The organism is Lysobacter capsici, assembly GCF_014779555.2.
GTDB lineage: Bacteria > Pseudomonadota > Gammaproteobacteria > Xanthomonadales > Xanthomonadaceae > Lysobacter > Lysobacter capsici.
In genome coordinates this window covers 4,242,131-4,267,794 of sequence record NZ_CP094357.1, presented here as the reverse complement: position 1 = coordinate 4,267,794, position 25,664 = coordinate 4,242,131, and the positions used below count along the sequence as shown (strand labels likewise).

Below are 25,664 nucleotides of genomic sequence, written 5' to 3'. Positions count from 1 at the left end.
TCCGGATCGGTGGCGGTGGGAGTTCTGGGCGCTGCGGCGACAGGATAGGACGATGCGGGACGCGTGGGGCGATGAAGCGATGCCCGCGGCCGTCGATATGCCTGTCCGGACATTCCAGGCCGCGGTCCGGGCGCCGTGGCGGATGGGTTTCTGGTCGGGTGGTGCCCGAAGCTGCGATCATGGCGCATGACCGACCAACTTTCGCCTGCCGCCACCGCCGCGGCCGCCACCGCTTTCGATTCCCTCGCCCTGAGCCCGGCCCTGCTGCAGGGCGTGGCCGCGCTGGGCTATACCGTGATGACCCCGGTGCAGGCGCGCGCCTTGCCGGCGATCCTGGAGGGCCGCGATCTGATCGCTCAGGCCCCGACCGGCAGCGGCAAGACCGCGGCCTTCGGCCTGGGCCTGCTGCAGCGGCTCGATCCCGCCGCGATCCGCACCCAGGCGCTGGTGCTGTGCCCGACCCGCGAGCTCGCCGATCAGGTCGGCAACCAGTTGCGCAAGCTGGCCTTCGCGATCGCCAATCTGAAAGTCTCGGTGCTGTGCGGCGGCATGCCGCTCGGCCCGCAACTGGCTTCGCTGGAACATGCGCCGCATGTCGTGGTCGGCACGCCGGGCCGCCTGCAGGAATTGCTGCGCAAGAAGGCGCTCAAGCTCGATGGTGTGCGCACGCTGGTGTTCGACGAAGCCGACCGCATGCTCGACATGGGCTTCGAGGAGCCGATGCGCGAGATCGTCGCCAAGACGCCGAAGACGCGGCAAAGCCTGTTGTTCTCGGCGACGTTCCCCGACGCGATCCGCGACCTCGCGCGCGCCGCGATGCGCGAACCGCTCGAGGTCACGGTCGAAGGCGAGGCCACCGCGCCGCAGATCGAACAGTATTTCTACGAGGTCGAACCGACCCGCAAGACCCCGCTGCTTGCCGCGCTGCTGCTCGAGTACCGGCCCGATTCGTGCGTGGTGTTCTGCAACATGCGCAAGGACACCGAGGAAGTCGTCGGCTCGCTGAGCCATTACGGCTTCACCGCGCTGGCTTTGCACGGCGACATGGAGCAGCGCGACCGCGACGAAGTGCTGGTGCGTTTCTCCAACCGCAGCTGCAACGTGCTGGTCGCCAGCGACGTGGCCGCGCGCGGGCTCGACGTCGAGGACCTCGGCGCGGTGGTCAACTACGACCTGCCGACCGATCCGGACGTGTACGTCCACCGCATCGGCCGCACCGGCCGCGCCGGTCGCGGCGGCGTCGCGCTGAGCCTGTGCGGCCCGCGCGAAACCGGCCGAGCCCAGCAGATCGAACAAAACCAGGGCGCGCCCTTGCACTGGCGCCGCGCCGAACCGCTGAGCGGCAAGGCCAAGAACGCGCCGGCCGCGCCGATGGCGACCTTGCGCATCGACGCCGGCAAGACCGACAAGCTGCGCCCCGGCGACATCCTCGGCGCGCTGACCGGCGACGCCGGCCTGAAGGCCGAGGCGGTCGGCAAGATCAACGTCTACGCGACGCGTTCCTACGTCGCCGTCGCGACCGGCCAGGCCAGCGCGGCGCTGGCGCGCTTGCGCGAGGGCAAGATCAAGGGGCGCAAGTTTCGGATCAGTCGGATCTGATCTTGGCGTTTTGCATAGCGACAGCGGCCCATCTGACCGCCGCAGGCCGACTGTAGGAGCGGCGCAAGCCGCGACCGCGACACCGCGGTTGCGCCGTAAGCCCGATGTCGCGGTCGCAGCTCACGCAGCTCCTACAACGCGCGATCGCAGCTACATCGCGCGTGATGTCCCCATGGACGACAGCAGTTGCGGTATCGCCGCAGGCCGACTGTAGGAGCGGGGCGAGCCGCGACCGCGCCACCGCGGCTGCGTCGTAAGCCTGATGTCGCGGTCGCAGCTTGCGCAGCTCCTACAGGGCGCGACCGTGGCTATGTCGCGTGTGATGTCCGCATGGACGACAGCAGTTGCGGCATCGCCGCAGGCCGACTGTAGGAGCGGCGCGAACCGCGACCGCGACACCGCGGTTGCGTCGTAAGCCCGATGTCGCGGTCGCAGCTCGCGCAGCTCCTACAACGCGCGATCGCAGCTCGCGCAGCTCCTACAGGGCGGGACCGTGGCTACGTCGCGTGTGATGTCGACATAGACGACAGCAGTTGCCGCATCGCCGCGAGCCGACTGTAGGAGCGGCGTGAGCCGCGACCGCGCCACCGCGGTTGCGTCGTAAGCCTGATGTCGCGGTCGCAGCTCACGCAGCTCCTACAGGGCGTGACCGTGGCTACGTCGCGTGTGATGTCGGCATAGACGATAGTAGTTGCGGCATCGCCGCAGGCCAATTGTAGGAGCGGCGTGAGCCGCGACCGCGCCACCGCGTTTGCGTCGTAAGCCCGATGTCGCGGTCGCAGCTCACGCAGCTCCTACAGGGCGCGATCATGGCTATGTCGCGTGTTGTCGATACAGGTAAAAGGAACCGTCGCCTATGCGCGGCTCTGTACGCACGGCAACCGCGATGCGCCGCGCGCCCCATGGCGGCGACGCACCGCGACCGTTCACCGCAACGCGCGCACCGTCACCGTCAACGTATCGGGATCGCCCGAACGCGCCGCGCCGCTGAAATCCTGGCCGCCGCTGGGCGACACGTCGTCGTACGGGAACGCGTAGCCGCGGTTGTCGGGCAGGCGCTCGTGGACCAGGCGCGCGTAGTGGTTGGTCTGCGGGTTGCGGTAGAAGCGGCTGGCGACTTCGCCCTGCGGCTGGTTGGCGTTGTCGAGCAAGGTGGTGCGATTGAGCGCCGCGGCCAGGCGCGGAATGATCGCCTTGCGCACCTCGCTGGCGCCGGCCAGGCTGAAGGGGCCGCTGTCGCAGCTGAGCACGTCGGCGGTGCTCGGGCGGGCGAAGGTTTCGCCGTTGTTGAAACGCAGCAGGCCGTCGCCGCCGACCCGCGCGGTCAACACGCCGAAGCCGGACTGGGTGTCGACGGTCAAGGTGTTGGACGCGTACTTGCTCCAGACCGAGTTGATGTAGCCGCTGAGATAATTCTGGAACCGGCTGGCCTGGTAATGCGCGCTCATCGCGCGCAGGTTGCGGCCGTCGCTGCCGCGCTGGATCAGCGAATTCCAGGCCGAACCTTCCTGCGTCGCCTGCTGTTGCAACGCGTAGCAGATCGGATCGAGCGAACCGGCCGGCAGGCCGGGAATGGTCTCGACCCGGCCCGACAACGAACGCAACGACAGGCCCAGCGGCGCGGCGACGAAATCGACGTAGCTGATGTTGGAAAACAGTTCCCACTCGTTGAAGGTGAACTCGGCGAAGGTCCAGTTCTTCTGGAAATTGGTGTCGCTGGTGTTGAGGAAACTCGGATGGACCACGGCCGGGCCGGGATTGACGTAGAAGTTGAGCTTGCTGCCGGTGACCACGTAGATGCGCGCGCCGTACATGCGCGGCACCGCCACGCGCGTCGACGAGCCCTGGCCGCCGAGCGGGATCGCGCAATCCACGGCGAGCGGCGTGACCGGCGACGAGGGCGAGGGCGGGTAATAGCTGCTGCCGTCGGCGCGCACGAACAGCGGCTGGTTGTTGGAGAACCCGACCACGTAGGCGTAGGCGGTGTTCTGTCCCGAGGCGTTGACCAGGTTGAGGGTGAAGCGCGCGGGCGTGGCGGCGAGGGCCGAGCGCGACACCAGCGGACCGGCGACGCCGGCGGCGAGCGCGGCGGCCGAGGCACCGAGGAATTTGCGGCGAGTGACCATGTGATGGGGCTCCTGAGCGAGGCAAGCCCCTGGGCTTTCCCGAAGTCGGCCATCGGGCCGGATAGGTCGGGGCGGCGCGCAATGCACCGCGAAAAGCATGAGAGCTTGACGTGGATGGGCGTGATCGCCCGCGACGCGATCGCCCGCGCGCCTGCGCTCACGGCCCGCACCATGTCCTATTGCTGACAGCGCTGTCAGTGATCGGGGACGCAGATCGGCAAGCATGAACGGGCGGGCCGCGCGCGCGGATGCGCAATGCTGAACAGCGGTCGGAAATCGACCGCGCCGATGCCTTGCCGGATCGGTCCGCTCGCGCGCGATCCCGGCGCCGCGTGCTGCTTCATGAACGGCCGGGGTTCAGCCGCGTGCCGACATCGGCGATCATCGACGCCCGGATCGATCGATATCTGGACCGCGCCGCGCCAGGATGCGCGCCGCGAGGGGTAGAACGGAGTGGATATGCACGATGCACCAAGCTTCACCGCGCCGCGTTCGTCGCGCGCAGCCTGCCGCGGCGCGGCCCGCACATTGAGTCGCCACGTAGCCGCGGCGCTGGCCTGGGCCGCGCTGGCGCTGAGTTTCTCGGCCTCCGCGCAGACGCCGACCGAACGCGCCGGCGCCAACCTCGACGTGCTGCATTACACCGCGCGCATCGAACCCGACATCGCCGCCCGCACGCTGCGCGGCGAGGTCGCGATCCGGCTGGCGATGCGCAGCGGCGGCGCGCAGTCGATCGAATTCGATGCCGGCGATCTGGAGATCGACGCGGTGCGCGAGCACGGCAAGGCGCTGGGTTTCGAAAAGATCGACAAGCGCCTGCGCATCCGCCTGCCGGCGCCGACGGTCGCGGGCGAGCGCCGCGAGATCGACATCGCCTACCACGGCGCGCCGCGGCATGGATTGGAATTTCATCCCGAGCGCAACGAGGTCTACACCATCTTCTCCACCAGCCAATGGCTGGTGTGCATCGATGCCCCGTCCGAACGCGCGACCCTGGACCTGACCCTGACCGTGCCCAGCGGCCTCAAGGCGGTCGGCAACGGTCGGCTGGTGGCGAAGTCGGCGCTCGGTGGGCGTCGCGATTCGTACCGCTGGCGTCAGGACCAGGCAATGCCGAGTTATGTCTACGGCTTCGCCGCCGGCCGCTACAACGAGGCCAGCGGCAGCGGCGAGAACGGCGACCTGCGCTATCTGTCGGGCGATCTGGACAGCGCGCAACTGCGCCGGGTGTTCGCCGACAGCGCCGACATGCTGCGTTTCTTCGGCCGCCGCGCCGGCATCCGGTATCGCGGCCCGTACACCCAGGCGCTGGTGGCCAAGACCATCGGCCAGGAACTGGACGGGTTTTCGCTGATGTCGGAGGCCTATGGCCGCGAAGTGCTGGACAAGCCCGAAGCGCAGTCGCTGATCGCGCACGAGATCGCCCACCAGTGGTGGGGCAATCGCATCACCTGCCGCGAGTGGGGCCACTTCTGGCTCAACGAAGCCTTCGCCAATTTCATGGCGGCCGCGTACATGCAGCATCGTTTCGGCGAGGACAGTTATCGCGAGCGGGTCGAGCAGTGGAAGCGACGACTGGACAAGCTGCGCGCCGACGGCAAGGACCACGCCCTGGTGTATGCCTCGTGGTCGCGGCCCAGCGCCGACGATCGCGCGGTGGTGTATCAGAAGGGCGCCTACGTCCTGCATCTGCTGCGCGAAGAGCTCGGCGAGCGCGCGTTCTGGCGCGGCATCCGCGCCTACACCCGCGCGCATTACGGCCATTCGGTGGTGACCTCGGATTTCCGCCAGGCGATGGAGCGCGCGAGCGGGCGCGATCTGTCGGGGTTCTTCGCGCGCTGGGTGGAGTCGGGCGAGGGGATGGCGAAATAGGCGCCGGCCTATCGAGGCGACGCGATCCCAGGGTAGGAGCGGCGTGAGCCGCGACCGCGACATCTGGCCTGCGACGATGGCGAGGATTCGCGGTCGCGGCTCGCGCCGCTCCTACAGTCGGGGGTGTGGCACCGCGGCGATCGGGCCGTGCCTGCATCACATTTCACGTTTTCGGCTCGGACGCTGTGCGCAAACAGGCGTGTTGGCTTTAGGCTAGGCGATCGCCCCAGCCAGACCCGCAAGGAATCACGCCATGACCCAGCTCCGCCTCGCCCCCCGCCGTGCCCGCCTGCACCGCGCCAGCCTCTACAGCGCCTGCGCGCTAGCGCTGGTCAGCGGCTTGTTCGCCGGCACCGCACTGGCCCAGGACGCCCAGGACGCCGCCCCGGCGCCGGCGCCGGCCAGCGAGGCGCGCACCCTGGAGACGGTCTCGGTGCTCGGCTCGCGGCGCAGCCAACGTTCCTCCGACACCACCTCGATCTCGCCGGTCGACGTGCTGCCGATGGCCAAGAATGCCGAGGAAGGCGCCCAATTCGACCTCGCCCAGTCGCTGCAATACGCCGCGCCCTCGTTCAACTCGACCCGCCAGAGCGGCGCCGACGGCGCCGACCTGGTCGACTCGGCCGCGCTGCGCGGCCTGGGTTCGGACCAGACCCTGGTGCTGGTCAACGGCAAGCGCCACCACACCACCGCGCTGCTCAACCTGTTCGGCGCGCGCAATCGCGGCAACACCGGCACCGACCTCAACACCATTCCGCTGATGGCGATCGACAGCGTCGAGATCCTGCGCGACGGCGCCGCCGCGCAGTACGGCTCGGACGCGATCGCGGGCGTCATGAACATCTCGCTGAAGAAGCGCAAGGGCTGCGAAGCGGTCGCCGGCTACGGCCAGTACTCCAAGGGCGACGGCGAGAACTGGCTGGCCAGCGCGTACTGCGGCTTCGGCCTGGGCAGCGACGGCAGCCTCGGCATCACCGGCGAGTGGCAGGACCGCGGCCGTTCCGACCGCTCCGAACCGGCCGGCAGCCCGCGCATCATCGGCGACTCGAAGGTCCGCAACGAGACTTTGTTCCTCAACGGCGACAAGCCGCTGACCGAAAACCTCGACCTGTACTTCACCCTCGGCGTGCAGAAACGCGACGCGTCCTCGGCGGCGTTCGCGCGCGACGGCCTGGGTTCGGAAGACATCCCCTCGCGCAACTCGGCGGCGATGTACCCCGACGGCTTCGTGCCCTTCATCGACGGCGAGCTCGACGACCGCTTCGGCATCCTCGGCCTGCGCGGCAGCCTGGGCGAATGGAACGCCGACCTGTCCTACACCCACGGCTACAACAAGCTGCGCTACACCATCAACAACACCCTCAACGCTTCGCTGGCCAATCTTGATCTGCTCAACGGCGGCCAGGGCGTGAGCGCGCGCAGCTTCAACGCCGGCGGGTTCTCGTTCGAACAGAACACCGTCAACCTCGACATCAACCGTTTCTACGATCAGGTGTTCAACGGACTCAACGTGGCCTTCGGCCTGGAACGTCGCGACGAGAAGTACAAGATCTTCGCCGGCGAGCCGGGTTCCTACATCGACGCCGACGGCGTGGGCGTCGGCGGCAACGCCGGCAGCCAGGGTTTCCCGGGCTTCCAGCCCGGCGATGCCGGCAGCCACAGCCGCGACAGCTGGGCCGCCTATGCCGACCTCGAGGCCGACTTCACCGATCGCTTCACCGCCGGCGTGGCGGTGCGCTACGAGGACTACAGCGATTTCGGCAAGACCACCACCGGCAAGCTCGCCGCCGGTTTCCGCGCCACCGACACCTTGATGTTCCGCGCCTCGGCCAGCACCGGCTTCCGCGCGCCGTCGCTGCAGCAGAAGTACTTCTCTTCGACCATCACCGACTTCGTCAACGGCGAGCCGGTCGACGTGGTGATCGCGCCCAACGGCGGCACCATCGCCAACGCCGCCGGCCTGCCGCTGCTGACCAAGGAGAAGTCGCGCAACTACACCCTCGGCCTGACCTGGTCGCCGACCGCCGACACGTCGCTGACCTTGGACGCGTACCGCATCGACATCGACGACCGCATCGTGCTCAGCGGCCGCTTCGACACCACCGATCCGACCATCGGCTCGATCCTGGATTCGCTCGGCGTCGGCCAGGCGCAGTTCTTCGTCAACTCGGTCGATACCCGCACCGAAGGCGTGGACTTCACCTTCAACAACGAACGCGAACTGGGCAGCGATTTCAAGCTCGGCACCTTCTTCGCCTTGAACCTCAACCGCACCAAGGTCAACGCGATCCACGCGCCGCCGGCGCTGGTCGGTCGCGAAGACGTGCTGCTGTCCGAGCGCGAACGCTTGTTCATCGAGCAGGGCGCGCCGAAGTCCAAGGCCGTGCTCGGCTTCGATCTGTCGCGCGGCGCCTGGGACGGCAACCTCAAGCTGATCTACTTCGGCCCGCAGACCCTGGGCACGTTCTCGGGCACCGCGGCCGGCGTGCCGAACGCGCGCTACAAGTCCAGGAGCTCGGCCGATCTGAGCGTGACCTACGCCTTCAGCGACAACACCAAGCTCACTGTCGGCGCAACCAACCTGTTCAACGTCAAGCCGAGCCGGCAGAACCCGGACGAAACCGACAACGGCCACGTCTTCGACAGCGTCCAGTTCGGTTTGAACGGCACCGCGTACTTCGTGCGCCTGTGGCATAAGTTCTGATCGCGCGGCGCTGACGCGGCGGCGACAACGGCGATAAGATCCAGGCCATGAGCGCCGATCTTATCGCCCACCTGCAGGACGTGGCCGCGGACTTCGGCGCGCTCAGCGCGCGCCGGATGTTCGGCGGTTACGGCATCTACCACGATGGCGTGATGATCGGATTGATCTCCGATGAGGTGCTGTATCTGAAGGTCGACGATCAGAGCCGCGAACGTTTCCGCGCGGCCGACAGCGGACCTTTCCTGTACACACGGCGCGGCGAGACGGTGCCGACCAGTTACTGGTCGGTGCCGGAGGCGGCGATGGAGTCGCCGCAGGATATGAGGCCGTGGCTGGTGCTGGCTTACGAGGCGGCATTGCGTAAGGCGAATGCGGCGGCGTCGAAGGTCGGGGCACGTAAAGCCGGGCCGGTCAAAACCCGGCCGGCGAAAGCGAAGTCTGCGTCAGCCAAGTCGGCGAGCGTCGCAGCAGGCAAGTCTGGCGTCGCGAAAGCCAATCTTGCGAAAGGCAAGTCCGAGAACGCCAAGCCCGGGAAAGCCAGACTCGAAAAATCCAGGCCCAAGAAAGCCAGGTCCGCAACAACAAAGCCCACGAAGCCCGACGCCAAGCGCCGATGACGGGTTTCTTTCGCGCTGTTTGCTTTTAGCCGTCATCCCCGCGAAGGCGGGGATCCAGAGACTTCAGCGCCATGCCTCGGTGAAGCCCCGGATGCCCGCCTTCGCGGGGATGACGCCGGGAGAGATTCGCGACGACGCTCAAATCGAGGCTTCTGCTTTGCTCGTCATCCCCGCGAAGGCGGGGATCCAGAGGCTTCAGAGTCATGCCTCGGTGGAGCCCCGGATACCCGCCTTCGCGGCAATGACGGCAGGCGGTGAGGTGGATCGGCGAATGTCGCTTGGGCGATGGTCTTGATTCGAAGTCGCTGGATGTTCGACTGCGGCGAAGTAGGCGAGCGCTCGCCTTCGCGTGGATGACAAGCAGAAACACTCGTCCAGCAACCCGCGGCTATCGACGACGCGGTTGCCGACGCAATCTCAGCGCTTGTCCACCGCCAGCAACCAATCCAGAAACGCCTGCGCCGCCGGCCGCAGCCGACGGTGCGAGGGATAGATCGCGTAATAGCCCCAGCGCGCCGGCATCGCCGGGCCGGGCAGACGGATCAGCTGGCCCGAGCGCAGGTACGGCACCACGATCTGCTCGCGCGCCAGCGCCACGCCGATGCCTTGCGCGGCCGCCATCATCGCGTCGGTGGTGTTGCTGAAGATGTAGCGCTCCTCGAGCTTGCGTCCGTGCACGTCGGCGGTGCGGAACCAGTCGTGCCAGCCTTGCCGCGCCTGATCGGCGATCAGCGGCAGTTCGGCGATCTGCGCCGGCTCGGTGACCTGATCGATGCCGGGAAACGCCGGCGAGGCGACCGGGAACAAGGCGTCGTCCATCAAGTGATGCGCGGTCAGCCCCGGCCAATGTCCCGCGCCGTGGCGTACGCCGAGGTCCGGGCCGCTGTCGTCGAAACGGGTCAGCGCGATCTCGGTGTCGACCCGCAACTGGATGTGCGGATGGGCGCGGGTGAACCCGCCCAGGCGCGGCAGCAGCCAGGTGTAGGCCAGCGAGTGCAGGGTGGTGATGCGGACCCGGTCGCGCTCCTCGCGCGCCAGTCGCAGGCTGCGCAGCACGCCGTCCATGTCGGCCAGCGCGGTGCCGGCGGCATCGGCGAGCTGGCGGCCCTGGTCGGTCAGCGCGACCCCGCGCGCGTGGCGCTGGAACAGGCTCAGGCCGAGCCGGCTTTCGAGCTTGCGCACGTGGTGGCTGACCGCGCTGGCGGTCAGGTGCAGCTCCTCGGCGGCGTGGGCGAAATTCTGATGCCGCGCCGCCGCTTCGAACGCCGCCAGGGCCGGCAGCCAGTCCGCTCTGAGCGCCATATCGAGCCTTGAGTAATATTTGTGGCTGGGTTCGAAAGTATGCGCTTGCATGACTTTGACGGCCAGTCAGAATAGGCCTCAGGGAAAAGCCAGATTGTCGTCAGGGCCGGATCCGGGGCCGCGGCGGGATCGGCAAGTTGCGGAACAGGCGCGCTGTCGACGTCAGGTTTTCGGTGTATTCGAGCGTTGCTCGCGAGTGTCCGCGGGGTGAGTGGCAAGGACGCGAACCGGAAGCAGTTCGCGCTCCCCGAACGTCGCGACGCGACGCGATGCCGGCGTTGGGAATTCGGATATCGCCGCCGCGCCGGTCGCTTCAAGCTGTAACCAGATTCGCAAGCCGGCGCCCCCACGCCCGGTATCGTCTTAGTCGCTTTGCGAGGTCCACCATGAGCACGTCTCCAACCCTCCGCCTGCCCACCGATACGCCGCCCGCCGCCGCGCCGACCCATGAAGCCGCGACCGTGCAGAGCTGGCGCACGCCGCTGGAGCTGACCATCCTCGGCGCGATCTGGGGTTCGTCGTTCCTGTTCATGCGGGTGGCGGCGAAAGATTTCGGCGCGGTGCCGCTGGTGGAAATGCGCCTGGGCCTGGGCGCGTTGATCTTGCTGCCGTTCCTGTGGAAGGCGCGGGCCTCGTTCAAGGGCGCGATCTGGGCCAAGCTGGCGATGATCGGCCTGATCAATTCGGCGATCCCCTTCATCCTGTTCGCCTGGGCCGCGCAGCGCGCGCCGGCCGGGATCGGCGCGATCACCAATTCGATGGCGGTGCTGTTCACCGCCCTGGTCGGGTTCCTGTTCTTCGGCGAGAAGATCGGCACCCAGCGCGCGATCGCGCTGTTGGCCGGGTTCGCCGGCGTGGTCGTGCTGGCCAGCGGCAAGACCGCCGGCGCGAGCATCGGCTGGGCGGTCGCGGCCGGCTGCACCGCGGCGTTCCTGTACGGCATCGGCGCCAACCTGGTGCGCCGCCAGCTGACCGGCCTGCCGGCCGCGGCGGTCGCGGCGGCGACCCTGGGCACGTCGGCCTTGCTGATGCTGCCGTTCGCGATCGCCTACTGGCCCGATCATGCGATCCCGGCCAAGTCGTGGTTCTCCGCTTCGATGCTCGGCGTGCTCTGCACCGGCATCGCCTTCGTCATGTACTACCGCTTGATCCAGCGCATCGGCGCGGGCCGCGCGGTCGCGGTGACGTACCTGGTGCCGTTGTTCGGCGTGGCCTGGGGCTGGATGCTGCTGGGCGAACCGCTGACGCTGACCATGCTGGTGGCGGCTGCGTTGATTCTGGGCAGCGTGGCGTTGAGTCAGCGGGCGGCGAAGTAGGATGGCCCATTTTCGCATCAGTGCGTATGCATGATGGCGGAGAGAGTGAGATTCGAATCCAAGTAAGACACGCCGCAAGCCTGCCAATCATCAGTCGTCATTCCCGCGAACGCGGGCTCTGCTTTACTTCGGCGTAGCCGAACATCCAGCGACTTTCGTGCGGGTTACGTCAAAGTCACTGGATCCCCGCGTTCGCGGGGATGACGAGCCAATAGCGCGGCGACTCATGGCGCCCGTCATCGTAATCGTCTTTCGGAGAATCCCTTGTCCCCCACCCAACACCGCGTCCAATTCGATTTCGAAATCGAGTTCAGCAACGGCGGCGGCCTGCAAGGCCAGGGCTTCCGCCTCGATATCGACGGCGACGACATCGGCGATGCCGAGTTGATCGATTACATCGTGCGCGATCTGCGCCTGCTGATGGTCGGCCCCGCGCGCATCCTCAACAAGACCATCCTGGTCGAGGCGCACAAGCGCACGGCCGGCGCGATCGAAAGCGGCGAGATCCGCTACATCGATCTGAGCCACGCCATCGAAGACGGCCTGGTGACCTACCCGGGCATGCCGGCCGCGCATATCTGCGACTACCTCAGCCGCGAGCGTTCGCGCGAGCTGTACGAGGAAGGCACCCAGTTCCAGATCGGACGCATCGACATGGTCGCCAACACCGGCACCTACATCGATTGTCCTTCGCATCGTTACGAGGACGGCAAGGACTTGTCGCAGATCGGGCCGGAAGATTGCGCGGACCTGGATGCGATCGTGGTGCGCGTGCCGGCGTCGGTGCGGGCCATCGACGACAGTCATTTCCGCGACCTGGAACTGCGCGGCCGAGCGGTGCTGGTGCATACCGGCTGGGACGTGCATTTCGCCACGCCGGCCTATGGCGTCGACCATCCGTTCCTGACCGAAGCGGCCGCGCGGTGGCTGCGCGACTGCGGGGTCAAGCTGGTCGGGATCGACTCGGTCAACATCGACGACACCCGCGGCAAATCGCGGCCGGTGCATTCGACCTTGCTCGGCGCGGGGATCTTGATCGTCGAACACCTGCGCAACCTGGGGGCGTTGCCCGATAGCGGTTTCAGCTTCAGCGCGGTGCCGCCGAAGGTGAAGGGGATGGGGACGTTTCCGGTGCGGGCCTTGGCGAAGGTCGCCGGTGCTGTTGCGTCGGTTGGCTGAGCCGAAGGTCCAACCATTGCTGATCGAAAAGCGTCGGGGCTGAAGCTCCGGCGCTGTCCGCTCAGATCGCGGCAATCACTCGCCCCGAATCATCGCTACCGCAAATACGCCTGCAGCGCCGCGATCGCCATGCGCACCTTCGCCGGCTGCGCATCGCGCTGCGCGGTCACCGCGAACACGCCCAGCGGCGGCATCGACCACTCCGGCAGCACCCGCACCGCGCGGCCGTCGGCCAGCAGCGGCGCCGCATCGGGTTCGGGCAAGCGCACGATGCCCAGGCCCTGCAGCATCATCTCCATCAAGGTGCGCGAACTGTTGCTGACGATGCGTCCGCCGACCCGCACCCGCCGCGCGGGCTCGCCGTCGCGATGCATGTCGACGTATTCGGGCTGGTTCATCACGCTCAGGATCAGCATCGGATGCTGCGCGAGTTCCACCGGCATCCGCGGCAGGCCGTGTTCGCGCGCGTACTCGGGCGCGGCCACCAGCAGGTGCCGCCATTCGGCCATGCGCCGCGCGATCAGGTTCGAATCGGCCAGCCGTCCCACCCGGATCGCCAGATCGATGCGTTCGGCGATCAGGTCGATTTGGCGGTCGTCGGCGAACACCCGCAGCGCCAGCGCCGGGTAGGCGCGCAGCAACGGCGCCAGCGCCGGCGCCAGATGCGAGGCGAATCCGACCGGCACGGCGATGCGCAACTCGCCGCGCGGCTCGTCGCGCAGATCGCCCAGGCGGCCGTCGGCATTGCGCGCGGCGTGCAGCATCGCCGCGCAGTCCTCGTAATAGGCCTGACCGATTTCGGTGGTGGTGAGCTTGCGGGTGGAGCGGTGCAGCAGCACCACGCCGGTCTCGGCCTCCAGCTGGCGCAGCTGCTGGCTGACCGCGGACGGGGTCATGTCGAGCTCGCGCGCGGCCGCGCTCATCGAGCCCAGCTCGACCACCCGGGCGAACAGGGCCATGCGCTTGAGGCGGTCTATCGTGAAGTCCAGCTTCATGGTGATAGCGTCCAGGGCCGGATTATCGGCTGGCTTGTTAGCGAGCAGACTATATCCCGTCCAACCCACCTCAGGAGTTCCCCATGAACATCGTTCTGATCGGCGCCACCGGTTACGTCGGCCGCGCCCTGCTCCAGGAAGCGCTGCAGCGCGGCCACCGCGTCACCGCCATTGCCCGCGACACCGCCGGTTTGCCGGCCCACGACGGCCTGAGCGCGAAGGCGGCGACCATCGACGGCGGCGATGCGGCTGACGTCGCGGCCTTGGTGCGCGGCAGCGACGCGGTGATCGCCTCGTTCAACGCCGGCGGCTGGAAGAACCCGAACCTCGGCGCCGAGACCGTCGCCGGTTACGCCCAGATCATCGCGGGCCTGAAGCAGGCCGGCGCGCCGCGCCTGCTCGTGGTCGGCGGCGCCGGCAGCCTGGAAATCGCGCCGGGCCGGCAGGTGCTCGATCAGCCCGGTTTCCCGGCCGAATACCGCGACGGCGCCGAGGCGATGCGCAGCGTGCTGAACACCTTGCGCGAGGAGCAGACCCTGGACTGGACCTTCCTGTCGCCGGCCGCGCACCTGGTGCCGGGCGAGCGCACCGGCCGTTACCGCATCGGCGGCGATCAGCTGCTGGTCGACGCGCAGGGCGAGAGCAACATCTCGGTGCAGGACTATGCGGTGGCGATGATCGATGAGCTGGAACAGCCGGCGCATTCGCGTAAGCGGTTTACGGTGGCTTATTGATGGGTTGCCGGGTTGCAGGTTGGTTTGATGAGCTGAAGTAATCGATGCAGTAGGCAGTAGATCGATCCAGGCGAACCGATTTTGCGGAAAGAGCGATGGGTAGACGCGTTTGTATTTGCGGCTACCTATCGTCGTTCCCTTGCAAGCCGCCATCCTCGCGAAGACGAAGGCCACAGACTTCAGCGCCATCCTGCAAGAACGTCATCCCCGCGGAGGCGGGGATCCAGAGGCTTCAGCGTCATCCTTCCAGAACGTCATTCCCGCGAACGCGGGAATCCAGTGACTTAAAGCGTTCTTGCACGAAAGACCCTGGATGTTCGGCTGCGCCGAAGTAAAACGGAGTCCGCCTTCGCGGGAGTGACGGCAGGAAAGTTGCGTAGCCGCTCACCCCACCGCTACCACCAACGCCTCGCGCTGCTTAGCATCCAGCATCGCCCCAACCCCGGCCTTCAGATTGTCGGTCTGGTTGCGCGGTTTCGACGTCGCCGGTATCACCACCGTCACCGCCGTTTCGCTAAGCACGAATTTCAAGAACAACTGCGCCCACGAATCCGCGCCGACCTCGCTCGCCCAGGCCGGCAGCGGCTTGCCTTTGACCTGGGCGAACAGGCGCCCGTCCTCGAACGCGCGATTGACCATCACCGCGATGCCGAGCTCGCGCGCCAGCGGGAAAATCGTCCGCTCCGCCCCGCGCGACACCACCGAATAGTTGATCTGCACGAAGTCGGGCTTGAGCGCGCGCATCTCATCGGCCAGTTCGGCATGCGCTTCGTCGCGGTAGTGGGTCAGGCCGACCAATCGCACCTTGCCCTGCTGCTTGAGCTCGCGCGCGAGCGCGAACTGGACGCGGGTGTCGCGCAGGTTGTGCACCTGCAACAGGTCGATGCGATCGGTGCGCAGCTGACGCAGCGATTCGCCGAATTGCTGCCGCCCCTCCTCGATGCCGCTGACGCCCGACAGCTTGGTCGCCAGAAACAATCGATCGCGCAGCCTGGCTTCGGCCACCAGGTCGCCCAGCGCATCTTCGGCGCTGGAATAGGTCGGCGCGGTGTCGATGACGCTGGCGCCGGCGTCGACAAAGCGCTTGAGCACTTCGCGCAGCGGCGCGCGCGCGGCCTCGTCGCGGCCGACTTCGAAACTGCCCGAGGTGCCCATGCCGATCACCGGGATCGATTCGCCGGTGCTCGGGATCTTGCGCTTGAGCAGCGGGCCGACGAACGGGGTTTCGGCGGTTGCGCTCGCCGCGGCGGTTGCGCTCGCCGCGGCGGTGGTGGTCGCGGCTGGCGGAGACTCCTGGCTGCAGGCCGCCAAGGGCGCGAGCGCGAAACCGGTGGCGGCGAGCGAGGCGGTGCTGAGGAAATCGCGACGAGTGGTCATGGCGGGACTCGTTGGAATTCGGTGTGGTGGTCGATGACGGTGGGCGGGTGGTGAGTGGAGGGCGGTGGATGGCGGCGCCGGAGCTTGCGTTGGCGCGGTCGCGGCTTGCGCCGCTCCTACAGGGGGCGGATGTAGCAACGGCGCGAGTGGCGAGGGTGGAAAGGTTCGCGGCGCGCGATCGCATCGGGTCCGGTCGCATCGCGGGCACGTAGGCCGACTGTAGGAGCGGCGCAAGCCGCGACCGCGACACTGCGATTACGGCGCATCCATACGCCGGACGACACGATCGGCACCGGCAAACCAGATACGGCCGGCAGCTACCAACATCAACAACACCAACCCATCACCGCGCGCCCAACTTCTCCAACAACCGCATCGCCGCCGCCGGATTACGCTCCTTCGCCGCGCTGATGAAATACACGAACACCTCGCGCGCCGGTCCGGCGGCGAGCGGCGCGCCGACATGCGGCAAATCCGGGTTGTCCTCGCCGCGCGCCCAGGCCTGCGCGCGTCGCGCCCAGGCATCGAGCTCGTCGTCGGGATAACCGGTCGGTATCGCCGCGCGCGAACCCATCAGCCGGGCGTAGACGAAATCGCCGGTGATATCGGCCAAGGAGGGGTATTGATCGGAATCGGTGAACACCGTGGCGATGCGCCGCTCGCGCGCCAGCGCCAGGTAGTCGGCTTGCAGGAAACCGGGGTGGCGTACTTCCAGCACGTGCTTGAGCGGGTGGCCCTCGAGCGTGCGCGGCAGTGCGTCGAGGAACGCGGCCAGATCGTCGCGATCGAAGACGCGGCTGGGCGCGAGCTGCCACAGGATCGGCCCGAGCCGGTCGCCGAATTCGGCCAGGCCGCCTTCGATGAAGGCTTTCGCGCCCGAGGCCGCCTTGGCCAGCGCACCGCCCTGGGTGATGCGGCCGGGCGCCTTGAGCGAGAACACGAAGTGCTCCGGCGTCTCCGCCGCCCACTTTGCGTAGGTCGCCGGTTTCTGCGCGCTGTAGAAGGTGCCGTTGATCTCGATGCTGCTGAGCTGACGGCTGGCGTATTCCAGCTCGCGCCGCTGCACCAGCTTGTCGGGATAGAAATTGCTGCGCCACGGCACGAAGGTCCAGCCGCCGATGCCGCTGCGGATGCCGTCGATGGGCTTGACCCCGGTGTTGCCGGCGAGCGGATCGGCCGGCGCGGCCGCGGGTGAGGCGAACAGATCGCCGCCGGAGGCGGAGGCGTCGTCGGATGGGCTGCGTTTACGATTCATAGATTCCACGGGTTGTAGGTGCCGAACCACCACAGGCGGCCTTCGAGATCGCGGCAGGTGTAGGCGCGGCCGCCGTAATCCTGATCGGCGATGTCGACCACGATCTGCGCGCCGGCCGCGCGCGCGCGGGCGTAATGTTCGTCGGCGTCGCTGACGACGACCGAGCAGGCCTGAGTTTCGCGCCCGCCGATCTCATCGGGTTGGACGATGCGCTTGCCCCAGTCGCTGGCGTTGTCGACCGAGCCGAGCATGATCATGCCCGGTCCGTAGGTCAGCTGGGCATGGTGGACGATCTCGCCGTCGGCGTAGACGGCATGTTTCTCGAAACCGAAGGCGCGGCACAGCCACTCGATCGCGGCGGGCGCGTCGCGGTAGCGCAGGGACGGGATGATCGTGCTTCCGGCGATGGGATCCATGGGACGCTCCTTGAGACGGAATGCAGGCGGCGTGGATGGCGCGAAGCGGACGTGACACACGTCAGGCGACGAGGATAACGCCGCGGCGTTATCCTCGCGTCTTCATCGGCGAAGGGAGTTTCCGGCATGACCACGTATTCGGGCGGCTGCCATTGCGGCAAGGTCGCTTACGACGTCGAGGGCACGATCGACCAGGCGATCGACTGCAATTGTTCGATGTGCCAGCGCCGCGGCGGCCTGCTGTGGTTCGTGCCGCGCGGCAATTTCACCCTCAAGACCGATCCGGCGGAACTTGGGACGTATCACTTCAACAAGCATTCGATCGACCATCATTTCTGCAAGAACTGCGGCATCGCGTCCTTCAGTCAGGGGCAGATGCCGGACGGGACGAAGATGACGGCGATCAATGTGCGCTGTCTGGAGGGGATCGATCTGAAGTCGGTGAAGGTTGTGCCGGTGGATGGGCGATCGTTCTGATACGGCATCGGTTCGACCTGCGATGGCGTAGTGCCGCGGTCGTGAGGCCGCGATCATCCGGCCGCAATTGCCGAGGTTCGATCGCCGAGATGCGCTCGCCAAGTTGCCATCGCCAAGTTGCGATCGCCGAGTTTTGAACATTGGATTGCGAGCGATGCGTTGCGAGCAGCGCGTTGCTTTCCCTCTCCCGCTTGCGGGAGAGGGTAGGGTGAGGGCGCTTTTCCAGCAGACTTTCGCGGCGGTTCGTTTGCCCTCACCCCAACCCTCTCCCGCAAGCGGGAGAGGGAGCATGAAGCGGCGTGACTCGATAAGGCGGGGCGCGGCTTTATTCGCGTGAACCGCTCGCCGCGTGAACTGCAAGTCCGTCTAAACCGCGGTTCAATCCGCGTCGCGACCCGACCGCAACCGCTCACGTCCCCGTTCGGTCAACACCGCCAGGCTGCTCTCCCCATGCGCCTCAACCCGCACCCAACCCGGCGCGGGATGGTCGCCGATCGCGTCTTCGCCGATCCAGGCCAGTTCGCGCAGCAGCACGCTCATGCGCACGCCCAGCCGCTTGCACAGGCGCGGCAGCGAGACGCCGCCGGGTTCGCCGGCCAGCATCGCCAGCAAGGGCTCAGTCAACTCGGACAAGGCCGATGTCCTTGGCCGATTGCAGATTCGCGCCCGGCTGCGCCACATGCGCATACACGATCACCGGGATCGATTTGGACGTCGGCGTACGCGCCTCGTCGGCGAAACTCGACAGCGGCACCAGCGAATTGGTTTCCGGGTAATACGCCGCCAGGCAACCGCGCGGGATGTTGTACTCGACCAACAGAAACCGCTTGGCCACGCGGCGCACGCCGTCGTCGCACAGACTCTCCAGGTCGACCCAGTCGCCGGCCTGCATGTTGAGTTCGGCGATGTCCTGCGCGTTGATGAACAACACCCGCCGTTCGCCGAACACGCCGCGGTAGCGGTCGTTCATGCCGTAGATGGTGGTGTTGTACTGATCGTGCGAACGGGTGGTGGCCAACGTGAACACCGGTTGCTCGCGGCTGGCGCGGGCGCGATGCACCGGCAGGTCGGTCGGCACCGCATGCGGCTTGAACAGCGCCTTGGCTTCGCGATTGAGCCAGCGCCGCTCGGCCGCGGCATTGGTCAGGTGGAAACCGCCGGGCACGCGCACGCGCAGATTGAAATCGTAGAAGTCGTCGAACACGTCGGCGATCCTGTCGCGGATGCGATCGTAATCGCCGATCAGCCACAGCCACGGCACCTTGCTGCGCGCGCCGAGGGTCGCATGCGCCAGGCGCGCGACGATCGCCGGTTCCGACAGCAGCATCGGATCGGCCGGCGCGTTGATGCCGGCCGACAGGTGCACCATGCTCATCGAATCCTCGACCGTCACGCTCTGCGGCCCGGTCTCCTGCATATCGATCTCGGTGCGGCCCAGGCAGGGCAGGATGTAGGCGTCGCGGCCATGCACCAGATGGCTGCGGTTGAGCTTGGTGGTGACGTGCACGGTGAGGTCGCAACGGCGCAGCGCGCGATGGGTGGCCTCGGTGTCGGGCGTGGCGGTGGCGAAGTTGCCGCCGAGGCCGAAGAAGGTCTTGCAGCGGCCGTCGAGCATCGCCTCGATCGCGCCGACCGTGTCGTGGCCGTGCTCGCGCGGCGGTTCGAACCCGAACACATCGCGCAGGCGATCGAGAAACGCCGGAGACGGCTTCTCGTAGATGCCCATGGTGCGGTCGCCCTGCACGTTGCTGTGGCCGCGCACCGGGCACGGCCCGGCGCCGGGGCGGCCGATATTGCCGCGCAACAGCATCAGGTTGACGATCATCTGGATGGTCGCGACCGAGTGCTTGTGCTGGGTGATGCCCATGCCCCAGCAGCAGATCACGCTCTTGGCCCGCGCGTAGATGTCGCCGGCGCGTTCGAGTTCGGCGCGGGTGAGCCCCGACTCGGCGACGATCGTGTCCCACGATTCGCTCTCGACTTCGGCGACGAAGGCCTCGAAGCCGCGCGTGTGTTCGGCGATGAAGTCCAGATCGACCACCCGCTCGCGCCCGTCGCGCCGCGCCTGCGCGTCGAGCTCCAGGACGCGCTTGATCATGCCCTTGACCGCGGCCAGGTCGCCGCCGATGCGCAACTGGAAATAATCCGAGGAAATGCGGGTCGAGCCGTTGTGCAGCATCTCCAGCTTGTCCTGCGGATCGGCGAACCGCTCCAGCCCGCGCTCGCGCAGCGGATTGAACGAGACGATCGCCGCGCCGCGCTTGGACGCCTGACGCAGTTCGCCGAGCATGCGCGGATGATTGGTGCCCGGGTTCTGGCCGAAGATGAAGATCGCCTCGGCGATCTCGAAATCGCGCAACTGCACCGTGCCCTTGCCGATGCCCAGTTGCGCCTTCATCGCGGTGCCCGAAGGTTCGTGGCACATGTTCGAGCAGTCGGGAAAGTTGTTGGTGCCGTACTCGCGCACGAACAACTGATACAGGAACGCGGCCTCGTTGCTGCAACGGCCGGAGGTGTAGAACAGCGCCTGATCGGGCGAGGCGAGCGCGTTCAAGTGCGCGCCGATGCGGCTGAAGGCTTCGTCCCAGGTGATCGGCAGGTACTTGTCGCTGGCCGCGTCCCAGCGCATCGGATGGGTCAGGCGGCCCTGGTTTTCCAGCCAATGGTCGCTGTAGCGTGCGAGGTCGGCGACGGTGTGTTCGGCGAACAGCTCCGGAGTGGCGCGGTGCTTGGTCGCCTCGGCGGCGACGGCCTTGGCGCCGTTTTCGCAGAACTCGAAGGTCGAGGTGTGGTCGCGATCGGGCCAGGCGCAGCCGGGGCAATCGAAACCATCGGGCTGGTTGGCCGACAGCAACGTGCGCGCGCCGCTGACCGGGATGTCTTGTTCGATCAGTTGGGTGGCGACGCTGCGCAGCGCGCCCCAGCCGCCGGCGGGGCCGTTGTAGGGGCGGATCGGGTTCTTGCTCATGGGCGCGATTCCAGATTCATGCGGCGGCTTCGCCGCTGGCGTCGACGGGGTCGTCGATCAGCCGGTATGCGTGGGTGTAAACGGCATGCCCGTCGTCGCGGGCGAAGCCGATCAAGGTGAGGTGGGCCGAGTCGGCCAGGGCGATCGCCAGCGCGGTCGGCGCGGAGATCGCGGCCAACAGCGGGATGCCGGCTTGCGCGGCTTTCATCGCCATCTCGAAACTGGCGCGGCTGGTGACCACGGCGAACCCCGACAGCGGGTCGATCGCGCGCGCCGACAGCGCACCGATCAACTTGTCCAGGGCGTTGTGGCGGCCGACGTCTTCGCGCACGAACACTACGCGGCCATCGCGATCGGCCCAGCCGGCGGCGTGGGTGGCGCCGGTCAGCGCGTTGAGCGGTTGCTGCTGGCGTAATTCGCGCAAGGCGCGTTGCAGGGCATGCAGATGGATCGGTGCGCTGCCCGGCAGGCGCGGCGGCGGACGCAATACCGCCTCGATGCTTTCGGTGCCGCACACGCCGCAACCGCTGCGGCCCTGCAGGTTGCGGCGGCGTTGCTCGAGCGCGGCGGCGCGCGACTCGGGGATGCTCAGGGCGATCGCGATGCCTTCGAGCGAGGTGTCGATGGCGTCGACCTGCAGTTCCTGCGCGTTCGCGACGATGCCTTCGCTGAGCGAGAAACCCAGGGCGAAATCGGCCAGATCGTCGGGCGTGGCCATCATCACCGCGAACGGCGTGCCGTTGTAGGCCAGCGCGACTGGCACTTCGGCGGCGATCGCGTCGAGCGCCTCGGCCACGCGTTCGCCGCGGCGCCGCTGCACCTTGCGCTGCACCGCGCCGGCCGCGGTCGCGGCGGCGGGCGCATGCGCATCGTCCGACGAATCGGCGGGGTGGGACGGATGCGGTGTCGGCGAGGATCGGTTCATGGGATGTCGAGCGCCGGACGCTGCGCTCAGCGTCCGGCCGGTGACCTCAGTGGAACAGCACGAAGGCTTTCTGCAAGGTGACCCACACGCCCCAGGCCAGCGGAATGCCGACCGCGGCCCAGGCGGCCAGCACCAGCAGCGGGTTGCCGCCATGGCCGACCTGCGCCATCTGCTCGGGCGTGTACAAGGCGCCGCCGTTGCTGCCGGTCTTCTCGTGAGCGAGGGCTTTTTCGCGCGCCAGTTCCTCCGGCGTCATGAAATGTTTCTGCGCGACCGGGCGCACCATCAGATTGCACAACAGGCCCAGCACCAGCATCCCGGCCAGGATATACATGGTGGTGTTGTAGACCTGCGAAGGCGGCAGGCCCAGGCCGAGCTGGTAGTCGCGCATGTAGGTGACCACGACCGGCCCAAGGATGCCGGCGGTGGCCCAGGCGGTGAGCAGGCGGCCGTGGATCGCGCCGACCATCTGGGTGCCGAACAGGTCGGCCAGATACGCCGGGATGGTCGCGAAACCGCCGCCGTACATCGACAGGATCACGCAGAAGATCGCCACGAACAAACCGATGCTGCCGGCCGAACCGGCCGTCGGCGCGGATGCATACAAGGCGAAGCCGAGCACGAAGAACACCACATAGGTCGCCTTGCGGCCGATGTAGTCCGAGGTCGAGGCCCAGAAGAACCGCCCGCCGATGTTGAACAGGCTCAGCAATCCGGTGAAGCCCGCGGCGATGGTGGCGATCAGGCCCAGTTGGGTCGCATCGAGCGACTTGATCCCGCCGTCGACGCCGATCAACTTGCCACCGAACACTTCCTGCAGCATCGGCGAGGCCATGCCGATCACGCCGATGCCGGCGGAGACGTTGAGGCACAACACGCCCCACAGCAGCCAGAACTGCGGGATGCCCCAGACCTTTTTCACGTGCACGTGCTGCTGGGTGATCATCGCGTTGCTGCTCGCCGCCGGCGGCGTCCAGCCGGCGGGTTTCCAGCCGCTCGGCGGCACCCGGTAACCGAACGCGCCGCCCATCATGAAAACGAAATACAGCGCGGCCATGGTCAGGAAGGTTTCGTATACGCCGACCGAGCTCGCGGTGGCGTAGTGCTTCATCAGCATGTCGGCGAGCGGACTGCCGATCAGCGCGCCGCCGCCGAAGCCCATGATCGCCATGCCGGTGGCCATGCCGCGGCGGTCGGGAAACCATTTGATCAGGGTCGACACCGGCGAGATGTAGCCCAGACCCAGGCCGATGCCGCCGATCACGCCCGAGCCCAGCCACAGCATCCAGATCTGATGGGTCTTGATGCCGATCGCCGAAATCACCAGGCCGCCGCACCAGCACACCGCCGAGACCACGCCGGCCTTGCGCGGCCCCGCGCGTTCCAGCCAGCCGCCCCAGATCGCCGCCGAGCAGCCCAGCAGCACGAAGAACAGGGTGTACATCCAGCTCAGTTCGCTGACCTTCCAATCGCAGCCGGTGGCGACCATGCGCGCGAAGAAGCTCATGTCCTTGGCGCAGTCGAGCGGTTGCTCGATGCCGATCGCCTTCGACAGCGGCAGCCAGAACACGCTGAAGCCGTACGCCATGCCGATGCACAGATGGATCGCCAGCGCGGCCGGCGGGACCAGCCAGCGGTTGAAACCGGGCTTGGCGACGATGCGTTCCTTGGACAGCAAGCCGTCCGTGGCCGATGGCGATGCTGCAATCACAGCGCTCTGATTGGACATGCGTGGACCCCTCTAGTACGTGCCGCCGGCCTGACCTCAAATATGTGCTTCAGGGCATAAAGTAGGGGGCTGCCCGGAATTGTTTGCGAGGCTAACGCGTGCAGGGGCGTGACGTATATCACCGGGTAGTCTAATAATCGGCTCTGAAAAGCCGATTGGGCGTACGAATGCAGGACCTCATCCACATCGTCGCTGTACTCGATCCGCGATGCGTCTGCGCAACTGGCACTCGGTTGCTGGTGCCCGGGCGCCCAGCCCGGCCGCGAACCTCGCGTCGCGGCTCAGGGGCCGTTGCCGTCGGGCATCAGCAAGGCCAGCGGCGCGCAGGCGCGGGCGCTGCAGCCCCAACGCCGGTAGGTCTCGCCGTCGCGCCAGGTCGCGGTCGCGGCGGCATTGATCTCGAATTCCCAGGCGCGGCCGTCGGCGATCAGGCGACCCTTGATCGAGCACGGCAACCAGTAATAGGCATCGCCCAGGCCGTCGGGGTATTCCTGGGCGAGGGCGAAGAACCGGGCCGCGTCGGCCTCGCTCAGGCGCCAGGCCTTGCAGGCGCGCGCCAGGCTTTCGCGCTCGGGCGCGGCGTCGTTCGAGTCCTGCATCCGAGGCGCTTGGATTTCGGTGATGCGCAGCGTGCCCGGCCGCATCGCATCGCTCGTCGCGTGCGGCGCGGTGCCGCATGCCAGCAGCGCGAACACTGCGGCGACACCGCACGAGGCGCGCGCGATGCGTTTGATCGGGTTGATTGCGGCGATCGGCATGGGGGCGGCGTCCTGTTCGGGGTGCGGAGGCGTGCGCGCAGTTCGACTCGCGCCGCCCGCGGTTTGCGATGCCGCAACGATATGCACGAGTGCGATCGTTATCGAGCCCGCATGTGGATGGGTCAAGCACCGGTCGAACGCGCGCGCCGGGTGCTTCATCGTATCGGCTCGACGCCGGCCGCGGCCGCGAACGGCCTTCATGCACGCAGCAAATCAACGGAGCGGCCATGTTCAAAATCCTGATCCAACCCAAGTGGACCCTGCACGCCGCCGACGGCCGGCCGTTGCCGCCCAAGCTGATCGACCTGCTGCTCGGCGTGCATGCGACCGGTTCGCTGGCGGCGGCCTGCCGCGATCTGGATCTGTCGTATCGCTATGCCTGGGGCTTGCTGCAATCCTCGCGCACGCTGTTCGGTGCGCCGCTGCTGCGCATGACCCGCGGACGCGGCGCCAAGCTGACCGCCCTGGGCGAACGCCTGGTCTGGGCCGATCAACGCATCGCCGCGCGCCTGGCGCCGACCCTTGACAGCTTGGCCTCGGAGGTCGAAGTCGAACTCGAACGCACCCTCAGCGCGCAATCGGCGCCGCAGCGGCTGCACGCCGCGCATGGCTTCGCGGTCGAAACGCTGCGACGCTTTCTCGACGAGGCCGGCACCCCGGTCGATCTGAAATACCGCAGCCCCGGCGAGGCCCTGGCGGCGCTGCGTTCGGGCGATTGCGATCTGGCCGGCGTGCATCTGCCGATCGGCGAATTCGAACACGACATCCTCGCGCACTACGCCGACCGCATCGATCCGCTCAACGATCGCGTGCTGCATCTGGCGACGCGGCGGATCGGCTTGATCGTCGCGCCCGGCAATCCCAAGCGCATCCGCACCCTGACCGACCTGCTGCGCGACGACGTGCGTTTCATCCATCGGCAGGCCGGGTCCGGCGCGCGCCTGCTGCTCGAACACATGCTGGCCAGGCAGGGCCATAGCATCCGCGACATCCGCGGTTGCGGCATCGACGAACTCACCCATGCCGCGGTCGCCACCTATGTCGCCAGCGGCATGGCCGATGCCGGGTTCGGGCTGGAGACGCCGGCGCGGCGCTATGGCCAGGATTTCGTGCCGATCGCCTCGGAGCATTATTTCTTTCTGGCGCGCGCCGAAACGCTGGAGTCGCCGGGACTGGCCGAGGTGCTGGCGATCCTGCGCAGCGAGCGTTTCCGCCAGGAGCTCGGCCGGTTGCCGGGGTACGACGCCGATCGCTGCGGCACGGCGCAGGATCTGTTCGAGGCGTTCGCTTCGGCGCGGGGGGTGTTTGGGTGACG

The 25,664-nt window shown here is 67.5% G+C and carries 20 protein-coding genes; 9 read left to right on the top strand and 11 right to left on the bottom strand.

Features of this window, described 5'->3' with window-relative positions; all coding sequences use genetic code 11:
- Positions 1–186 precede the first annotated feature (186 nt).
- Positions 187–1,599, top strand: a complete 1,413-nt coding sequence (dbpA, locus tag IEQ11_RS17425) for an ATP-dependent RNA helicase DbpA (protein WP_191822342.1) — start codon at positions 187–189, stop codon at positions 1,597–1,599.
- Positions 1,600–2,525: 926 nt separating this feature from the next.
- Here dbpA and IEQ11_RS17420 read toward each other — a convergent pair.
- Complete coding sequence (locus IEQ11_RS17420) at positions 2,526–3,725, bottom strand: glycoside hydrolase family 64 protein (protein ID WP_096415187.1); 1,200 nt, start codon at positions 3,723–3,725, stop codon at positions 2,526–2,528.
- A 459-nt stretch (positions 3,726–4,184) separates the two neighbouring features.
- Here IEQ11_RS17420 and IEQ11_RS17415 point away from each other — a divergent pair, with 459 nt between their 5' ends.
- The 3 genes from IEQ11_RS17415 (at position 4,185) to IEQ11_RS17405 (ending at position 8,918) form a co-directional block, all read left to right on the top strand.
- Positions 4,185–5,597, top strand: a complete 1,413-nt coding sequence (locus IEQ11_RS17415) for a M1 family metallopeptidase (RefSeq protein ID WP_191822341.1) — start codon at positions 4,185–4,187, stop codon at positions 5,595–5,597.
- Positions 5,598–5,850: 253 nt separating this feature from the next.
- A complete protein-coding gene (locus IEQ11_RS17410; protein WP_191822340.1) occupies positions 5,851–8,301 on the top strand; it encodes a TonB-dependent receptor plug domain-containing protein in 2,451 nt (816 codons plus the stop codon).
- 47 nt (positions 8,302–8,348) lie between these two features.
- A complete protein-coding gene (locus tag IEQ11_RS17405; RefSeq protein ID WP_191822339.1) occupies positions 8,349–8,918 on the top strand; it encodes a TfoX/Sxy family protein in 570 nt (189 codons plus the stop codon).
- A 417-nt stretch (positions 8,919–9,335) separates the two neighbouring features.
- On the opposite strand, the gene IEQ11_RS17400 is transcribed toward IEQ11_RS17405, so the two are convergent.
- A complete protein-coding gene (locus IEQ11_RS17400; protein ID WP_343226508.1) occupies positions 9,336–10,271 on the bottom strand; it encodes a LysR substrate-binding domain-containing protein in 936 nt (311 codons plus the stop codon).
- 335 nt (positions 10,272–10,606) lie between these two features.
- Here IEQ11_RS17400 and IEQ11_RS17395 point away from each other — a divergent pair, with 335 nt between their 5' ends.
- Both IEQ11_RS17395 and IEQ11_RS17390 read left to right on the top strand, forming a co-directional pair.
- A complete protein-coding gene (locus tag IEQ11_RS17395; protein ID WP_082124424.1) occupies positions 10,607–11,536 on the top strand; it encodes a DMT family transporter in 930 nt (309 codons plus the stop codon).
- Positions 11,537–11,800: 264 nt separating this feature from the next.
- Positions 11,801–12,715 carry a cyclase family protein gene (locus IEQ11_RS17390; protein ID WP_191822338.1) on the top strand — a complete coding sequence of 305 codons (915 nt, stop codon included), beginning with the start codon at positions 11,801–11,803 and terminating at the stop codon, positions 12,713–12,715.
- A 95-nt stretch (positions 12,716–12,810) separates the two neighbouring features.
- Here the strand turns inward: IEQ11_RS17390 and IEQ11_RS17385 are convergent, their stop codons facing one another.
- Positions 12,811–13,710, bottom strand: coding sequence for a LysR family transcriptional regulator (locus IEQ11_RS17385; RefSeq protein WP_194735151.1), 900 nt, complete (start codon positions 13,708–13,710; stop codon positions 12,811–12,813).
- 83 nt (positions 13,711–13,793) lie between these two features.
- Here IEQ11_RS17385 and IEQ11_RS17380 point away from each other — a divergent pair, with 83 nt between their 5' ends.
- Positions 13,794–14,444 carry an NAD(P)-dependent oxidoreductase gene (locus IEQ11_RS17380; RefSeq protein ID WP_191822337.1) on the top strand — a complete coding sequence of 217 codons (651 nt, stop codon included), beginning with the start codon at positions 13,794–13,796 and terminating at the stop codon, positions 14,442–14,444.
- Between the two features lie 384 nt (positions 14,445–14,828).
- Here IEQ11_RS17380 and IEQ11_RS17375 read toward each other — a convergent pair whose 3' ends face one another.
- From IEQ11_RS17375 to IEQ11_RS17365, 3 genes are all read right to left on the bottom strand, one after another.
- Positions 14,829–15,821, bottom strand: coding sequence for an aldo/keto reductase (locus IEQ11_RS17375; RefSeq protein ID WP_191822336.1), 993 nt, complete (start codon positions 15,819–15,821; stop codon positions 14,829–14,831).
- 343 nt (positions 15,822–16,164) lie between these two features.
- The gene (locus tag IEQ11_RS17370) at positions 16,165–17,076 is read right to left on the bottom strand and encodes a DUF72 domain-containing protein (RefSeq protein ID WP_191822335.1); all 912 of its coding nucleotides are present in this window, start codon (positions 17,074–17,076) and stop codon (positions 16,165–16,167) included.
- The gene (locus tag IEQ11_RS17365) at positions 17,073–17,492 is read right to left on the bottom strand and encodes a VOC family protein (protein WP_046657521.1); all 420 of its coding nucleotides are present in this window, start codon (positions 17,490–17,492) and stop codon (positions 17,073–17,075) included. The genes IEQ11_RS17370 and IEQ11_RS17365 overlap by 4 nt, the downstream gene beginning before the upstream one ends.
- Before the next feature lie 126 nt (positions 17,493–17,618).
- Here IEQ11_RS17365 and IEQ11_RS17360 point away from each other — a divergent pair, with 126 nt between their 5' ends.
- Positions 17,619–17,969, top strand: a complete 351-nt coding sequence (locus tag IEQ11_RS17360) for a GFA family protein (RefSeq protein ID WP_191822334.1) — start codon at positions 17,619–17,621, stop codon at positions 17,967–17,969.
- Between the two features lie 378 nt (positions 17,970–18,347).
- Here the strand turns inward: IEQ11_RS17360 and IEQ11_RS17355 are convergent, their stop codons facing one another.
- The 5 genes from IEQ11_RS17355 to IEQ11_RS17335 form a co-directional block, all read right to left on the bottom strand.
- Entirely contained in the window at positions 18,348–18,650 is a 303-nt protein-coding gene (locus tag IEQ11_RS17355) for a hypothetical protein (protein ID WP_046659233.1), read from the bottom strand.
- A complete protein-coding gene (locus IEQ11_RS17350; protein ID WP_191822333.1) occupies positions 18,586–20,937 on the bottom strand; it encodes an FdhF/YdeP family oxidoreductase in 2,352 nt (783 codons plus the stop codon). Before IEQ11_RS17350 ends, IEQ11_RS17355 begins: the two co-directional genes overlap by 65 nt.
- A gap of 16 nt (positions 20,938–20,953) precedes the next feature.
- Positions 20,954–21,769, bottom strand: a complete 816-nt coding sequence (gene fdhD / locus IEQ11_RS17345; RefSeq protein ID WP_247024867.1) for a formate dehydrogenase accessory sulfurtransferase FdhD — start codon at positions 21,767–21,769, stop codon at positions 20,954–20,956.
- Between the two features lie 139 nt (positions 21,770–21,908).
- Positions 21,909–23,591, bottom strand: coding sequence for an OFA family MFS transporter (locus IEQ11_RS17340; RefSeq protein WP_096415173.1), 1,683 nt, complete (start codon positions 23,589–23,591; stop codon positions 21,909–21,911).
- Positions 23,592–23,872: 281 nt separating this feature from the next.
- On the bottom strand, positions 23,873–24,349 hold the full coding sequence (locus tag IEQ11_RS17335; protein WP_191822331.1) for a hypothetical protein: 477 nt from the start codon (positions 24,347–24,349) through the stop codon (positions 23,873–23,875).
- Between the two features lie 227 nt (positions 24,350–24,576).
- Here IEQ11_RS17335 and IEQ11_RS17330 point away from each other — a divergent pair, with 227 nt between their 5' ends.
- Positions 24,577–25,662: a substrate-binding domain-containing protein gene (locus tag IEQ11_RS17330; RefSeq protein ID WP_191822330.1), complete on the top strand. Its 1,086-nt coding sequence runs from the start codon at positions 24,577–24,579 to the stop codon at positions 25,660–25,662.
- Positions 25,663–25,664 lie beyond the last annotated feature (2 nt).